This is a genomic window from Nitrospira sp. (assembly GCA_016788885.1).
Classification (GTDB): Bacteria; Nitrospirota; Nitrospiria; order Nitrospirales; family Nitrospiraceae; genus Nitrospira_A.
Window position 1 is genome coordinate 12,987 of record JAEURX010000071.1, and the last position, 15,241, is coordinate 28,227.

Annotated in this window: 14 protein-coding genes; 1 reads left to right on the forward strand and 13 read right to left on the reverse strand. The window is 59.8% G+C overall.

Annotated elements, in window-relative coordinates; genetic code table 11:
* Window positions 1-40 precede the first annotated feature (40 nt).
* The 8 genes from mfd to JNL86_17470 form a co-directional block, all read right to left on the reverse strand.
* The gene (gene mfd / locus JNL86_17435) at window positions 41-3,514 is read right to left on the reverse strand and encodes a transcription-repair coupling factor (protein ID MBL8044694.1); all 3,474 of its coding nucleotides are present in this window, start codon (window positions 3,512-3,514) and stop codon (window positions 41-43) included.
* A 7-nt stretch (window positions 3,515-3,521) separates the two neighbouring features.
* On the reverse strand, window positions 3,522-4,004 hold the full coding sequence (rfaE2, locus tag JNL86_17440) for a D-glycero-beta-D-manno-heptose 1-phosphate adenylyltransferase (GenBank protein ID MBL8044695.1): 483 nt from the start codon (window positions 4,002-4,004) through the stop codon (window positions 3,522-3,524).
* 92 nt (window positions 4,005-4,096) lie between these two features.
* A complete protein-coding gene (locus tag JNL86_17445) occupies window positions 4,097-5,290 on the reverse strand; it encodes a DNA polymerase IV (protein ID MBL8044696.1) in 1,194 nt (397 codons plus the stop codon).
* Window positions 5,291-5,296: 6 nt separating this feature from the next.
* The gene (locus JNL86_17450) at window positions 5,297-5,908 is read right to left on the reverse strand and encodes a SprT-like domain-containing protein (GenBank protein ID MBL8044697.1); all 612 of its coding nucleotides are present in this window, start codon (window positions 5,906-5,908) and stop codon (window positions 5,297-5,299) included.
* Between the two features lie 53 nt (window positions 5,909-5,961).
* Window positions 5,962-6,960: a hypothetical protein gene (locus JNL86_17455; GenBank protein ID MBL8044698.1), complete on the reverse strand. Its 999-nt coding sequence runs from the start codon at window positions 6,958-6,960 to the stop codon at window positions 5,962-5,964.
* Window positions 6,944-7,522 (reverse strand): D-sedoheptulose 7-phosphate isomerase, encoded by a 579-nt coding sequence (locus JNL86_17460; GenBank protein MBL8044699.1) that lies wholly within the window; start codon window positions 7,520-7,522, stop codon window positions 6,944-6,946. Before JNL86_17460 ends, JNL86_17455 begins: the two co-directional genes overlap by 17 nt.
* A 55-nt stretch (window positions 7,523-7,577) precedes the next feature.
* Window positions 7,578-8,516, reverse strand: coding sequence for an SPFH/Band 7/PHB domain protein (locus JNL86_17465; protein ID MBL8044700.1), 939 nt, complete (start codon window positions 8,514-8,516; stop codon window positions 7,578-7,580).
* A 27-nt stretch (window positions 8,517-8,543) separates the two neighbouring features.
* Window positions 8,544-8,978 (reverse strand): NfeD family protein, encoded by a 435-nt coding sequence (locus JNL86_17470; protein ID MBL8044701.1) that lies wholly within the window; start codon window positions 8,976-8,978, stop codon window positions 8,544-8,546.
* A gap of 264 nt (window positions 8,979-9,242) precedes the next feature.
* Between JNL86_17470 and JNL86_17475 the strand changes: the two genes are divergently transcribed.
* Window positions 9,243-9,899, forward strand: a complete 657-nt coding sequence (locus JNL86_17475) for a DedA family protein (protein ID MBL8044702.1) — start codon at window positions 9,243-9,245, stop codon at window positions 9,897-9,899.
* Window positions 9,900-10,226: 327 nt separating this feature from the next.
* On the opposite strand, the gene JNL86_17480 is transcribed toward JNL86_17475, so the two are convergent.
* The 5 genes from JNL86_17480 to JNL86_17500 form a co-directional block, all read right to left on the reverse strand.
* A complete protein-coding gene (locus JNL86_17480; protein ID MBL8044703.1) occupies window positions 10,227-11,747 on the reverse strand; it encodes an efflux transporter outer membrane subunit in 1,521 nt (506 codons plus the stop codon).
* On the reverse strand, window positions 11,744-12,856 hold the full coding sequence (locus JNL86_17485) for a biotin/lipoyl-binding protein (protein ID MBL8044704.1): 1,113 nt from the start codon (window positions 12,854-12,856) through the stop codon (window positions 11,744-11,746). The genes JNL86_17480 and JNL86_17485 overlap by 4 nt, the downstream gene beginning before the upstream one ends.
* Complete coding sequence (locus JNL86_17490) at window positions 12,853-13,548, reverse strand: ABC transporter ATP-binding protein (protein ID MBL8044705.1); 696 nt, start codon at window positions 13,546-13,548, stop codon at window positions 12,853-12,855. Before JNL86_17490 ends, JNL86_17485 begins: the two co-directional genes overlap by 4 nt.
* A 45-nt stretch (window positions 13,549-13,593) precedes the next feature.
* Complete coding sequence (locus JNL86_17495; protein ID MBL8044706.1) at window positions 13,594-14,745, reverse strand: FtsX-like permease family protein; 1,152 nt, start codon at window positions 14,743-14,745, stop codon at window positions 13,594-13,596.
* A 97-nt stretch (window positions 14,746-14,842) separates the two neighbouring features.
* Window positions 14,843-15,214, reverse strand: a complete 372-nt coding sequence (locus JNL86_17500; protein MBL8044707.1) for a MarR family transcriptional regulator — start codon at window positions 15,212-15,214, stop codon at window positions 14,843-14,845.
* Window positions 15,215-15,241 lie beyond the last annotated feature (27 nt).

A 15,241-nucleotide genomic window follows, 5' to 3' on the forward strand; every position in this document is an offset into this window, starting at 1 on the left:
CGTGACGTCATGCGGTCGGAGAGAGCATCCAGTGCGAAGATCAGCTCGAGCCTTTCTGCGGTTCTTTGTTGTTGGTACCACAGACGTGGAGGGTTTGCAAGATTGCGTTGAGTTCTGGAAAGACCAAACTCCAGTCGTCATGCGGCATCTGGAGTTCAAACGACAGCGGTGACAGGAATCGCAGCCGCTTTTTGTACTTGTCCATGAGGGCCTGCACGGCGGTCTCCGACACTTTCGCCTTGGGATCGAAGGTGATCACGACGGCGTGGAGCTGTTCGACCACGGAGGCGAGACGGAGCTGTTTCGCCAGGAGGCGGATTTGCATGAGTTCGAACAACCGCTCGACCGGATCCGGGGGATGCCCGTACCGGTCTTCGATCTCTCCGTGCAAGAGCGCGAGATCCCCGAGTTGTCCGCAGGACGACAGGCGCTTGTAGAAGGAGAGCCGTTGATGACTGTCGGCCACATAGTCCTCGGGAATATAGGCCGAGACACTGAGTCGCAGCTCGGGATCCGGCTCTTCCTCCACTACGTGGCCCTTGAGGCGCTGTACCGCCTGTTCCACCATTTGCAGATAGAGATCGAGGCCGATGGCGGCGATATGCCCCGATTGTTGTTTGCCGAGCAGATTGCCCGCCCCGCGAATTTCCAAATCGGCTGCGGCGATGCGAAAGCCCGACCCCAGCTCGGTAAATTGTTGGATGGCCGTGAGTCGTTTTTGTGCATCCTCCGACAAGTTGCCTTCATCCGGCACCAGGAAGTAGGCGTAGGCTTGCTCACCGCTTCGTCCCACGCGGCCACGCAGCTGGTAGAGCTGCGCCAGCCCGAAGGTATCGGCGCGATTGACGATGATCGTATTGGCCGTCGGCACATCGATCCCGGACTGAATGATGGCGGACGCGATCAGAATGTCCGCCTCCCGATGAAAAAATTTCAGCATGACGGCTTCCAACGGTTTGGAATCCATCTGGCCATGTGCCATGACGATGCGCGCTTCCGGAACCAGTTCCTGGAGCCATGCGCCCATTCGTTCCATGGTTTCCACGCGGTTATGCACGAAGTAGGTTTGCCCGCCGCGGCCGAGCTCGCGGAGAATCGCTTCGCGAATGGCTTTTTCGCTGAAGCGGAGCACCTGTGTCCGAATGGCGAGTCGCCCGGACGGCGGGGTATTGATGATCGACAGGTCGCGCACACTCGTCATGGTCATTTGGAGCGTGCGGGGAATCGGTGTGGCCGTCAGGGTCAGGACGTCGACTTGGGTGCGCAACTGCTTGAGGCGTTCCTTGTGCTTGACCCCGAACCATTGCTCCTCATCGATGATGACGAGCCCGAGGTTGCGAAACTGCACGTCTTTCTGAAGGAGCCGGTGGGTGCCGATGAGCACATCGACCAGGCCCGCCGCCGTATCTTTGATGATCGCCTTCGTCTCCTTCGGCGATTGAAACCGGGAAATTAGTCCCACACGGGTGGGGAAGGGGGCGAACCGTTCCACGAAATTGTCGTAATGCTGATGGGCAAGGAGGGTCGTGGGCACCAGTACGGCCACCTGCCGGTTTTCCTCAACCGCTTTGAATGCCGCCCGCATGGCGACTTCGGTCTTGCCATAGCCCACATCGCCGCACACCAGGCGATCCATCGGCTTGGTGGAGGCCAGGTCGTGGGTGATGTCCTCGATTGCTTTCCGCTGGTCAGGCGTTTCTTCATATTCGAAGGCTGCCTCAAACTCGTGGTAGAGCGTGCTGTCTTTGCCGTAGGACGTCCGATGGACCAGTTCCCGGTTCGCATAGAGCTCGACGAGCTCGTGCGCCATTTCTTCGATGTCTTTTTTGACTTTCGCGGTCGTTTTCGCCCAACTCGTCCCGCCGAGCCGGTCCAGTCGTGGAACATGTGCGTCGGCCCCCGCGTACCGCTGCACCTGATTCAGCCGGTCGAGCGGTACATAGAGCTTGTCCGTTCCGGCGAATTCGAGCACCAGGAAGTCGCTGTCGAAGTCCTGGACCGAGAGCCGGCGCAGTCCTTGGTATTTGGCGATGCCGTATTGCACGTGCACCACGAAATCACCGACGTTCAGATCCTCTAACGAGGAAAGAAAGGTCGCCGCCTTGCTCTTGTGTTGCGGCTTGTGGCGGGCCCCCTTCGCGAACAGTTCTTCTTCCGTCAGCACGACCAGGCGTAGCTCGGAAGAGAGGAAGCCGGCCGACACGTCGCCGTTCAAGACCGAAAACGGCGCCTTCTGCGCGCCGCCGGCGGCGAGCGCCGAGGGTTTCCACTCCACGGCCGGCCGATCATGTTCGCCGAACAGTGCCAGCAATCGGCCAACCTGACCCTGGCTGCGAGCCACCAGGACGACCGGACCGCCCTCCCGCAGTTGATCGAGCACTTCCAACGTATGGCTGAAGGCGGTCCCGCGCTGACCGAGTCCCACACTCGCCGGGGTTTGCGCCGGGCAGGTCATCACCGGCTCCCAACTCGCGTCCGGCGCGGTGAGCGGCTCAAGGGCGAGCGTCGCATACCTCTCCGTTGCGGCACGAATCTGATCCCAGGTGAGATAGAGCTGATCGGGCGTCGGGTATGGGTTTGGGTCGGAACGATCTTCGTGACGCAGATACCCTTCCTCAATGGCTTGCCAACATTCCGCCGTGTGGGCTTTCAAGGTGTCGGGCTGATCCAGCACCAGTACGGGAGGCTGTGGAAAATAATCCAAGAGGCTGTCCATGGCGCCATAGACGGACGGGGCATGCCATTCGGCATCGGCGGTCAGTGGCGCGAGTGCATCGGGTGCGTCTTCGGGACGGATCAATTCCCGCGCGGGTAGCACCCAGGCCTGCTTGATCTTGTCGGTCGACTTTTGGGTGGCCGGATCGAAAAAACGGATGGATTCGATGGTGTCGCCGAGAAACTCCACCCGCAACGGATCGGGATAGGCCGTCGAGTAAATGTCGACGATGCCTCCGCGGATGCTGAATTCGCCGGGAATTTCCACCACCGAACCTTTGCGATATCCCAGGCGCAGCAGGCCGGACACGAGCGTGTCCCGTTCCAGTGTCCCGTTGGGTTGAAAGCAAAGCAGGGCATCGGTGAACACCAACGCCGGAAGCACGCGCTGGGTCAGGGCCGGGACGGAGGTGAACAGGACCGTGCGAGCGGTCGTGCAGAGCCGGTGCAACGTCTGCATGCGGCGGGCGACCAGATCGATGTGGGGGACGGTCGATTCATACGGCAACGTTTCCCATTTGGGGAAGAGTGCGAGGTCGTCGCCCGATTGCCCGAAGAGGGTGCGGAAAAAAAGCGTGTCTCGATAGAGGCGCTCCGCCTCGTCGTCTGTCTTGGTGACGACCAGCCAGGAGCGGTCAGCCAGTGGTTGGGAAGGCACGCTCTGCGTGAGCAGGGCGAGGCCGAAACCGGTCGTTGAGCCGTGCAAGCCCATGAGGCAGGGTTTGCCTGAGCCGGAGTGAAGGGCTTCTCGTGCCGGCGCGAGCCAGTTCGTCAGATGCAGTGGTACGACAGGTGGCACGAAATCCTTACGCCGTGGTGGAGCGAATGCGTTGTACCAGTGTGGTGGTTGAGACCCCGGGGACGAGCGGGATGGTTTGGACGTGTCCGCCGCGCGCTTCCACCGTGTCCCGGCCGACGATCCGGTCGAGCGGCCAGTCGCCGCCCTTGACCAGAATATCCGGCTGGAGGGTCGCAATGAGCGCACCGGGATCCGGTTCAGGGAAAATGACCACGTAGTCCACGCAGGCCAGCGCCGCAAGGACCTCGGCCCGCTGGACATCCGGCACGATGGGACGATCAGCACCCTTGTGCAGGGCGCGTACGGAGGTGTCGGAATTCACCCCGACGATGAGCACCTCACCGAGATCGCGGGCCGCCTGCAGGTAACGGACATGGCCGATGTGCATGAGATCGAAGCAGCCGTTCGTGAAGACGATCCGGTGCTGCTGCCGACGGTGTTCCGCCAGCAGGGAAGCCAATTCCTCGCGTGTGGTGACTTTTGTGGGCATCATGTTCGGCGTCAATCCAATCATGCATCTTAGCAGGATGAAGAAAAAGTCCGCCACCACGAATCCGTGGTGAACGTCAGGCGCTCGCGAACTCAGACGGGTGGGGGATGTCTTCGTTTCTTCTTCCCCTCGTCATCCAGAGGAAGGGCGCCCAGGCGGACGACTCCTGCGCCATGTCGCTCGATCAGTTTATCCAGGGCAGCCACCGCATCGCGCTGGCGGCGGTCGAAGAGCGGTTCCGGGGCCGGCACGAGGTCCGACAGGCCGAGGCCCACGAGGCGATATCGCGATCGCGGCTGTAGCAAGTTTTTCAAAGCCAGACGAATATCCGGCCACATATCCGGGTCATAGTTCAACGGCGTGGCAAACTTCCGTTGCCGCGTGGTGATGCGAAACTGCGAATCCTTCAGTTTCACGGTGAAGGAGCCGGCAGCCAGACCCTCTAAGCGAAGCTCATGCGCCAGCGTTTCGAGAAACCCATGAATGATCGGCTCCAGTACGCCAGGATCGTTCGTATCTTCGTCGAAGGTCGTTTCGTGGCTCACACTCTTAGACTCGCGGTCGGCTACTACAGGATCGGAATCAAAGCCGCGGGCCAGTGATTGAAACGCTGCCAGGCGGGTGCCCAGTAAGCGCAGAAGCGCTGATTCGAAGCGAGGAAGGAGGAGGTCGCCCATTGTCTTCACTCCCAGGCGCTCGACTGCCTCTGTGGATTTGGGACCCATGCCCGGCAACGAACGAATCGGCAGCGGGGCCAAGAAGGAGGCTTCCGCGCCCGGCTCGATCACCGCCAGCCCGTCCGGCTTGTGCGCATCGGCGGCGATCTTGGCGACGGTTTTTCCGGAGGCCAGGGCAATCGTGCAGGTGAGGCCCGTCGTGCGGAGAATGTCGTCCTTGAGCGTCTGCCCTAACAATCGGGGATCGGGATGACGGGTTTGTAGTCTCGTCGTGTCCGCATAAAATTCATCGATACTCGTCCACTCGGTTTCAGGAAAAAACCGGTTGGTGACTCCTTGAAGCTGACGATGGAGCCTCGTATAGAGCGGCCGGTCAGGTGGGACGAGGATCAGCTGAGGGCAGAGGCGCAGCGCCTGAATGGTCGGCATAGCGGAGCGGACGCCGAATCGCCGGACCGCATAGCTGGCGGCCGCAATAATGCCGCGTGGGGGCGGGCCTCCTACCGCGACCGGTTTTCCTGCCAACGACGGATCGGCGAGCACGGCGGCCGAGGCAAACATGGCGTCGATGTCGCCGAAGAGAATTTGTCGGGGCCAACGAGCAGACATGAAACGTTAGCTCGATTGGAATGGAAGGCTGAATTGCCGGCCCATGAAACTCATCGGAGCGGGTTCCGGTTGCGGTTCATCCTGCACGATCGCGAACTCACGGAGCGGTCCCCGACAGGCTCCGCAGAGGTGCCGTCGTGGTTGAATGGTCCGACGCTGCCGCCGGTAGATGGAGCCGCATTGTTGGCAGCGCCAGGCATACTTCGCCAATGCCGTCACCGCTTTGCCCAACGAATGATAGATCGTGATGCCGAGGCCATCCAGGTTCATGCGCGCCATCATGCGACGGAAATCCTGACCATGATTCGGACGACGCTTGAGGATGTCGTATTGCCACTGATGAATCATTTCGTGCGCCAGCGTCGTCATCGTTTCGCGATCCCGGCTTTGGTCCTGAACTGAGAGGAGGACCGATGACAGCCTGATGCAGCGTCGTCGCGTCTGATCACTGGTGCTGAGTGAGTGAGGATGTCTCGGACCGACCCGGCAGACAAACATGCCGGCAGAGGAGGTCAGTCGCCGGCTCCATTCGATGCGAATCGGCGGCAACGCATCGTGAAAATACCGTCGATTAAGGTCGGCCCAGATGGTCAGCAACGGTTCGGCAGAGGGCGCCATGGACATCACAGGGTGATTCGATGCCGTATGAGGATAGCACTCACCACTCTGGTTCAGCGGCCGGACAACTCTTCAATGACCGCCGCGGCCAACAGCGGCACCATGATCTCGTGATGCCCGGTGAGGGCGTAGCCTTTGCCGCCTTTTTGGGTGGGGCGGCGCACGACGTTGGTCATGGGACGATAGTGTGTGAGGAAATCCATATTGACCGTCGTGATGTTCGTCAATGAGTGGCCGAGATTGCGTCCCAGCGACACGGCTTTCAAGAACACTTCCGGCAGGATGACGGCGGATCCCAGGTTGAGGTATATCCCGCCCTCCATGCCCGAGACCACAGCGGCCAAGCGGCGAAAATCGAGCAGTGATCCTGCGCCGATCGCTGCGCCGTCTGCGGACGGATGCATGTGAATGATATCGGTGCCGACGGCGACGTGGACGGTGACGGGAAGTCCCAATCTGGCTCCGGTGGCCAGGAGGCTGGTGGCCCGGTTCGGAAACTGGTACTTATGACGATTGATGTACAGGCCGAGCGATTCGCCCAGCCCCTGACCTTCTTTCATCCCCAGCGTGATGGCCTCGTTGAGCATGCGGCCGGTTTCTTCCGCCATGCCGAATCGGCCGGAGTCGATCTCCGCGTCCACTTCTTCTGACGTGTGGCCCATGAAGGCCAGTTCGAAGTCGTGGATGATGACGGCGCCGTTCATGGCCAACGCGGTCACGATGCCGCGCTCCATCAGGTCCACGAGCAGCGGGCCCAATCCCACCTTCACCACATGGGCGCCCATACCGACAATGACCGGCCGGCCGCGACGATGCGCCTTCGCAATGGCCTGCGCCACCTCCCGCAGCGTTTTCACGGCCAGGATATCGGGGAGCGAATCGAGGAAGCGCTTGAACGAGCGACCTTTCGTCCAGACTTTGGCAAAGTTGGAAACCTGTACCTTGCTGTGCCGTCGCTGGAGCGGATAGGTCTTCAAACGAGACGCATCAATCGGCTTGATGATCGCGGGAGGCGTCGAGGATTTCGCGGAACGTTTAGGCCGGGTTGGCAAGAACGTGATCCTCAATGAGTTCGCAGAGCACATGGCCCAGCGTGATGTGGCTTTCTTGAATGCGGGCGGTCACCGTCGACGGCACGACAAAGGCGTACTCAACCAGACTAGCCAGCTTGCCGCCGGAGCCGCCGGTCCAGGCGACGGTCGTGAGTCCCATGGCCTTGGCCGCTTCGACTCCTCTCAGCACATTGGGGGAGTTGCCGCTGGTGCTGATGGCGATGGCCACGTCTCCTGCCTGCCCATGTGCTCGCACCTGGCGGGCGAAGAGTTCGTCGAAGCCGTAGTCGTTGGCGATGCAGGTAATGGCAGCGATGTCCGTGGCAAGCGCAATGGCCGGGAAGGGGGTGCGTTCGCGCTTATAACGGCCGACGAATTCGGCGGCGATGTGCGCGGCATCCGTGGCACTGCCGCCGTTGCCGAAGAGCAAGACTTTATGTCCGGTTTGAAAGGCTCGCCCGATGAGTTGTGCGACCTGCACGATTTTGTCGGCGTGGTCACGCGCAAAGTGCCGCTTGACCTCGGCACTCTCGTCGAACGCCTTGATGGCGAAGTCCTTCATCGTGCGGAATTGTAGGGAAGCCCCAGGCCACTGTCAAACGACTGCCGGGAGGCGTCTACTTTCCTGGCGAGGCGGGGGAAGACCGTTTGGTGATCATGTTCATCGCCAGCGTCAGCATGGAGCCGACATCCGACACATTCGCCGGCAGCACGAGCGTATTGCTGGTTTTGGCCAGTTCCCCGAACTGGGTAATGTACTGTTCGGCGACCCGTAATTGCACGGCTTCGTAGCCGCCGGGAACTTGCGTGGACTCGGCGACTTTGCGCAGCCCCTCGGCGGTCGCGCCGGCGATCGCCATAATGGCGGCCGCCGCACCCTCGGCTTCGTTGATCTGCTGCTGCTTCTTGGCTTCAGACGCCTTGATGACCTGTTGCTTCTCGCCTTCCGCCTGATTGATGGCGGCGTCGCGCTCGCCTTCGGACGTGAGAATCACCGCGCGTTTCTCCCGCTCGGCGCGCATCTGCTTTTCCATCGCGGCCAGGACATCTTTCGGCGGCGTGATGTTCTTGATCTCATACCGCAGGACCTTTACGCCCCAGGGCTCCGTGGCCTTGTCCAGTTCATTGACGACCTGGCTGTTGATGTTGGTGCGTTCTTCGAACGTGCGGTCGAGTTCGATTTTCCCGATTTCACTGCGGAGCGCGGTCTGGGCCAGTTGCGTGATGGCAAAGCGATAGTCGCTGATGCCGTAAGAGGCGCGTTGCGGGTCCAGCACCTTCGAATAGAGAATGCCATCGACGCCGACCTGCACGTTGTCGCGCGTGATACAAATCTGTTCGGGGATATCGATGGCGGTTTCTTTCAACGAGTGTTTGTATTGGACGCTGTCGAGAAACGGCCAGAGAATATGAAATCCGGCGCCGAGCGTGCGCGAATACCGACCGAGACGTTCGACCACATAGGCGCTCTGTTGCGGCACCACCCGCGCCGTTTTGGAAATGACCAGCAGGACGAGGCCCGCAAGGAATATGACGACCCAGAGTCCGCCTGGCATGCCGCTATCCTCCATGATGGGGTAACCTCATTCGGGTTTGATCCACAGGGTGATGCCGTCGACGTGATGGACGAGGCTGCGTTGGCCCTTGGTGAGCGGTGTGTGGCCGAGGTTGTGCGCGTTCCATGTGCTGCCGCGGCATTCCGCTTTGCCCCGGCCGTCGGGAGGAATGTCTTCCAGCACGATGGCCGTTTCCCCGCCCATCGTATCGACCGGCGAGATCCCGCCTCGATCGGTGGCCATGAGTCGGCGGAGTGGTGGGCGTAAGAGCAGCAGGGAGCCGATCGAAAGACCCGAGAACAGCAGCCAGGACATCCACGCGCTTTGGATGAGGTCCAAGCCGACCAGTGTGCCGACCAGCAGCGCCCCGATGCCGAAGAACAACAGATAGAATCCGCCGGGCGTGACCATTTCGCCGCCGAGCAGCAGGATTCCCAGAAAAGCCCAGAGCCACCAGCTCATCGCACCTCCTCACACGTCACGACCAGCCGGATTACAGAGGCATGAATTCTGGCGAAAGTCTATGCGTCTTTCCAGGGACCGTCAAGGATTTGGGCAGAGTCGGTAAGTTTACTCGCGAGCGTCGTTCTGACCCATTGATCTGATAAGTGACAAAAATAAGGCGATGGAATCGTGGCACCGATCGCTCCGTTGACATCAGCGATCCCACGGTCTAGGTTGATGCGGCGCGTGGCTCCTGGGATTGTGGCCGTCCAGAATCCTGTCATGTCGCTGAAGCCCATCATTATCTACCTCTCTTTGCCGGCACGAGTGGCCATGGAATCGGCGTTCATTTGGATTGCGTCCTACGGATATGCAGCGATCTTCGGAGCGCTGATGTTGGGGATCGTGGGTTTGCCGGTACCAGATGAAGCGTTGTTGACATTCGTCGGGTATCTGAATGCTCGCGGGGACCTCATGCTGGCCCCCTCGATTGCCTCCGCGTTCTTCGGGAGTGCCTGCGGGATCAGTCTCAGTTATATGCTGGGGCGTCTCGCAGGCCCGGCCCTGCTCACCCAACTCAGTAGCAGGCTCGCCGTGAATCCGGAACACCTCACCAAGGCGCAGCAATGGGTGCAGCGATGGGGGAAATACACGTTGCTGATCGCGTACTTTGTGCCTGGGGTACGGCATTTCGCTGCGCTTCTGACGGGGGTGTCGAAACTTCCGTTTGGAACGTTTGCGCGATTCGCCTATGTGGGTGCGCTTCTCTGGTCCAGTACCTTCATCATGGTCGGGTATTGGCTCGGCGAGGAATGGAGTCGTCTCTCACCGGCACTGCACCGCTCGCTCCTGTTGTTCGGACTGGCCGTTGCGCTGCTACTGATCGCAGGGCTGGCCTTGCTGAGAAACCGGACTCGGACGAGGGAACCAAGCCTGTGAAGCAGCCTGCCGACTTCAGCGCAAGACCTTCACCATGTGGTGAAAAAGTCGTCCATGCCGGTTCAGTCCGCGGTCGTGGCAGCCGCACAGTTCCCCCAACCGCCGCCCCAAAACCTCCGCTCCGGCTCCTGCTGTGTGAGGCTCAGGACCACTCGTAGGAGGTCCGGACTTCTGCCGTTCGACTCAATCGCCTGTAGAGACCCACCAACGGTCTACGGTTTGCGTAACTGGTTTCCATCACCATGTTGCTCGAACACTCGAGCGATGGGATCTCGTAAACTGTCGCCTGAATGTTGCCGGTGGTCCACCACGCAGGCCACAGGTATGTCAATTCGTCACGGACGTACCACGCGCTGCCGGTGCCCTTGTCGATCTGCTGTCACTTTCCAGGTTAGCCCATTGAACGGTTTGGTCGACCAGGTCGTTGTGCTCCCAGCCGCCGCCGAGCGCCTTGTAGAGTGCGATGAGATCAATCGCGAGTGCGGCCCGACTTTGGACCAGCGCGTCCTGTGCGGTATACAACGATCGCTGTGTGTCCAGGACATCAAGAAAATTGCTCAAGCCTTGGGTATATCGAGTCATCGCTATGCGTGCGGCTTTTTCTTGCTGTTTGACCTCTTCTTCCAATGAGGCGTGCCGTGCGTGTTCATTGTGATAGGCGACCAGCGCGTTCTCAACGTCCTGGAAGGCCGTCAGGACGGTTTTCCGGTACGTCAGATATTGCTGATCGCGCCGGGCTTCATATGTACGAATATTCGCCTTCGTGGCGGGATAGTTCAGCAGGCCCCATTTGATTTGCGGCCCCAGTGTATAGAAGCTCGCCGCCGCCTGCGTTAGGTTCAGCGCGTTTCCGGCCTGCACTCCGTACTGGGCTGTTAAGCTAATCGATGGGAACAAATTCGCCACCTGTACGCCGACACGCGCGGTGGCTGCCGCGAGGCTGCGTTCCGCTTGGCGGACATCAGGACGGCGCCGCAAGAGATCGGATGGGAGCCCAACGGGAATTGCAGGCGGTGCGGTCAGGTTGCGGCCCCTCGCCTTCAATTCGTCGGTGAGGTCGCCTGGATTCTGGCCGAGCAGCACGGCGATGGCGTGCATCATCTGGCCGACATTGCTCTGGAGGGTTGGGATGGTCGCTTGAGTTGATGCGAGACTGGCCGCGGCTTTTGCGACATCCAAATCCGTGGCGAGACCAGCTGTATAGCGGACCTGAGTGATCTTCAGCGTGTCACGTCGTGACGATTCTGTTGTATTTGCGACAGCCAACTCTTCCTGATATTGCCGAAGTTGGAGATAATCCTTGGCGACCTCCGCGACGGTGCTGACGAGCGTATTTCGTAAGCTGTCCTCATAGGACTGCGCCTCCGCCGCAGATGCTTCCACTTGCCGTCGCACGCCGCCGAATACATCGAGCTCATAGCTGGCGTCAAAATAGGGCTGATAGTAGCCATAGGACGTCGGAATCAAGGTCCCGCTACCGAGTTTGGGGATTGCGGGATTCTCGGTACTGATCTTGTTGCGAGAATATTTCCCTTCGAGGTCGACGGTCGGAAGTTGCGTCTTCGCACTGGTATAGCGAAGCGACGCGCGCGCTTCCTGAAGCCGTGCCTCTGCGATCTGAACGTCCACGTTATTGGCGATGGCGCGTTGCACCAGTGACGTGAGGGTTTCATCCGAGAAGGTGGTCCACCATTCGGCGAGGGCCGTCGTGTCCTTGCCGAGGTTCTCTCGGGTTGCCTCGACAAAAGTTGCGGGCGTGTGCATGAGGGGTTCACGATAGTCCGGCCCGACCGTGCATCCGGCCATCACCGTAGACACCAGGACGGCGGCGAGTATGCGGGTCCTCATGACTTGCCTCTTTGTGATCGTGTGTCCAAATGGGCCTGGGCTCCCGGATCCGGCAGAGGTTGTGCCTGGATGTACACATCCATCTGTTGGCCGACGTACAGTGAGAAATCATGCCGCTGATGGAAGCTGTAGACCACCTGTAACACACGCGTATCCACGCGTTCGGTGGATGTTCCGGTCAGCGATTTTTTCGGTACGACGTAGGGCTCGACGCGCACGAACGTGAGCGGAATGTTGAGGTCACTTCGCCCTCGTGGATAGGCGACCGCGGGCTGCGCATGCTCCACACGCCAGGCATCCTGCTCATCCACGTCCACGCGAATGTTCAACACCTCGTTATTGCCCACGAGCATCAGGGCATCGTCGGTTTGAGCGGCCGGAGCATATTCCCCGGCATGAATCTTCACTTGCAGCACTTCCCCGGCAAGAGGTGAGCGGACAGTCAGCCGCTCGACGTCGACTTTGGTCTGAAGAATCTGGGCTTGGACCTCCCGAACCGCGGCTTGCTGCACTCGAAGTTCAGCCGTCCACGTCCCGGTTTTCAGCCGGTCCAGCTCAGCTTGCTGATAGGCCACCGCGGCCTCACGTTGCCGCACGGCGTTGCGTGCCTGGTTGACTTCGTCCTGGCTGATCGCGCGCAAATCCTCCGTGGACGCCGCTTCGCGCAACATCAACTGCGTTCGTGCATCGTCCAGTTGGACGTTGGCCTGGGCGAGTTGCTGTTCCTGTTTCCGGATATCTTCGAGCCGATTCCCTTTCCGCAGTTTGTCCAACGTCGCCTCGGCCGATGACCCGGCGGCCTCGTAACGGGCCAGTTCGGCTCGCTTCGGGCCGTCTTCAAGTTGCCACAGCGGTTGTCCTTTCTTCACCTGATCGCCGACCTTCACATAGACGGTCGTGACCAGTCCCCCAGTCGGGCTACCCACCCTGACGTTCTCGGTCGATGCCTCGATCAATCCCGCACCGAAAACGTAGGCCGCAAATGGCGCCTTCGACGGTTCGGCGACGGGCTTGGACTGTTGCGGCGGCTTGGTTGTCGCCGCCATCATATATAGTCCGAATCCGACGCCCAACACAGCCACGACCGGTAAGAGATATTGGCGAGTCATTGCAGCATCCTTTCTGCGTCCACCATGTCTTGATATGAGTGAAAGATCTGCTGAACCTGTCCGTCGTCGATCCGGGCGATCCGATCCGCAAAGTGGTAGATGCGGGTGTCGTGCGTGACAATGATCAGCGCCCGACCCGTACTCGTCGCCACTGAGCGCAGCAACTCAACGATCCGTTGCCCGGTGACGTGGTCCAGCGAGCTGGTGGGTTCATCACACACCAGCAGGTTCGGGGAATGGACGATGGCCCGGGCGATAGCGACGCGCTGCTGCTGGCCCCCCGAAATGTCCGAGGGGCGGGACATCGTGCGATCGCCCAGCCCGACTTTTTCGAGCGCCTCGTCCGCTTTTCGGAGAGCGTCTGCATACCCGGTCCCGTTGATCAGCAGTGGGATGGCGACATTCTGGCGGAGCGGAAGTGAGCCGATCAGATTGAATTGCTGAAACACAAAGCCGATATGCTGGCCGCGATACTGCGTCCGATCCTCTTCGGTCATGTGGTGAAGATTCTGCCCAAACACCAGGCACTCGCCCTCGCTTGGGTCCAGCACACCGGCGATCGTGGAAATCAGCGTCGTCTTCCCACAGCCGGACGGCCCGACCAGCATCATCACTTCGCCCTGCTGAATCGTGAGGTTGATGCCGCGAAGCGCACGCACCTCGCTGGCTCCGTGGCCAAATATCTTCTTCACACCGCGGCACTCGACTGCATGTATATGTTTTGTCGTATCCACGGATCAGCCTCTGAATACGATGCCCGGTTCGAGCTTCATGACTTTCCTCAAACTGATCACGGAAGAAATCGCAACAATGCCGACTACCGCTATGCCCGCCGCCGCCAGCACCTGCCATGGCAGCGTGAAGGTGATCATGCTGTCCTGCGTGGCCCAGCCCATGAGGGAGGCCAGCCCAGTTCCCGTGCCATACCCGAGGAATCCGACCAGCGCCGCCTGCGTCAAAATCATGGAGAGTAGGGTTCGATTCCCTGCGCCCATCGCCTTCAATGCGCCGAAGTGCCGCAGGTTGTCCATCGTGAAGTTGTAAAACGTTTGGCCGGCGATGAGCGTGCCCATCAGAAAGGCGATGAACACGGAGAGGCCGAAATTAATCACAATACTGGTCTCGGTGATGTAGTACCGCAATGTCTTCTCGATGAACTGCTGCGAGGTGTAGGCCGCAAGCCTCGTAACCCGTCCGATTCGCGCTGCCACTTTCTCAGCGGATTCCCCCTGTTGCGGCGCAGCCAGGATAAACGACAGATTCTTACGTTGCGAGGGAACCATCGACAACGCTCGCGTATACGTCGTATACACCACGGGCTGCGATTGGAAGCCGCGTGACACTTCGCAGAATCCCACGACCACCACACGGTGATCATTGATTTCCAGGGTATCGCCGATCTTCAACGGTGTTCGGGTTCCGTCCGGATTCACATGCGCCAGTTTGTCACCGGCGCTGATGGCATCGACAACCACGGCCTCGCTTTGGCGAACATCCGAGAGCGCGCCCGCTTTCATCACTGCGGGGCCACCAATCAATGTCGTATCATCAATCCCGTACAGGACGATTGCGGTGTTTGTGCCGTCTTCGAGTTTGGCTTGGACAGAGCCCTTGTAGAGGGTGACGGCCCACGCGACGCCTTCCACGCTTCGTACTCGGCCGATCTGCCCATTCGTCATCGGTTGGGAGTCATCGATGAAGCGCACCTTCGGGTCCATGACCCAGATCTCGGCGTTCACGGCGTTAATTCCCGAGTACATTTGAGTCATGATTCCGACAAACATCGCCAGTTGCTGGACCAGGAGCAACGAGGCGAACATGACGCCGGCGACAATGCCGAGGTATTTGCCGGTATCTCCCATCAACATGTGCAGCGCGATTCGCCTCATTATTTCGTTCCCATCTATTTACACATCTTCAATTATTGCATACAGCAAATATTAGAGCGCGCACTCTCACCTTCCCAGTGGTCATCTGGGAGCTACTCTATTTCGAACTCCGGGCCGTAGTCAGCTTTTCAAGCAATTCGATCAGGATCTCGCGCTCACCGTTGCTGAGCGGCTGTAGCATCCGAGCGGCTATATCGAGCTGACTGTGGCGGAAATGCTCGCGCAGCATCTTGCCTTTCTCAGATTCCTTGACGGTCACGATCCGTCGGTCCTCTTCGGAACGAAATCGCTCCACCATCTGTTTACGTTCAAGCCGATCGATGATTCTCGTCACCGTGCTCAGCGGAGCCGACAGGGCAGTGGCGAGATCAGTCATGATCATCTCTTCCTTATCGCCCAGCAGGAGCAACGCTTTGATTTCGCGTGGTGAAAGCTCGATATCGGGTAGAGGATGGTCCGCTGTTTCCATAGGGGAATCCATGAGAGCCGCAATGAA

Excerpts from the sequence above, each read along its gene's own strand:
- rfaE2 (MBL8044695.1), bottom strand. The coding sequence starts at position 4,004 with ATGCCCACAAAAGTCACCACACGCGAGGAATTGGCTTCCCTGCTGGCG.
- JNL86_17445 (MBL8044696.1), bottom strand. The coding sequence starts at position 5,290 with ATGTCTGCTCGTTGGCCCCGACAAATTCTCTTCGGCGACATCGACGCC.
- JNL86_17450 (MBL8044697.1), bottom strand. The coding sequence starts at position 5,908 with ATGGCGCCCTCTGCCGAACCGTTGCTGACCATCTGGGCCGACCTTAAT.
- JNL86_17460 (MBL8044699.1), bottom strand. The coding sequence starts at position 7,522 with ATGAAGGACTTCGCCATCAAGGCGTTCGACGAGAGTGCCGAGGTCAAG.
- JNL86_17465 (MBL8044700.1), bottom strand. The coding sequence starts at position 8,516 with ATGCCAGGCGGACTCTGGGTCGTCATATTCCTTGCGGGCCTCGTCCTG.
- JNL86_17470 (MBL8044701.1), bottom strand. The coding sequence starts at position 8,978 with ATGAGCTGGTGGCTCTGGGCTTTTCTGGGAATCCTGCTGCTCGGCGGC.
- JNL86_17475 (MBL8044702.1), top strand. The coding sequence starts at position 9,243 with ATGTCGCTGAAGCCCATCATTATCTACCTCTCTTTGCCGGCACGAGTG.
- JNL86_17480 (MBL8044703.1), bottom strand. The coding sequence starts at position 11,747 with ATGAGGACCCGCATACTCGCCGCCGTCCTGGTGTCTACGGTGATGGCC.
- JNL86_17485 (MBL8044704.1), bottom strand. The coding sequence starts at position 12,856 with ATGACTCGCCAATATCTCTTACCGGTCGTGGCTGTGTTGGGCGTCGGA.
- JNL86_17495 (MBL8044706.1), bottom strand. The coding sequence starts at position 14,745 with ATGAGGCGAATCGCGCTGCACATGTTGATGGGAGATACCGGCAAATAC.
- JNL86_17500 (MBL8044707.1), bottom strand. The coding sequence starts at position 15,214 with ATGGAAACAGCGGACCATCCTCTACCCGATATCGAGCTTTCACCACGC.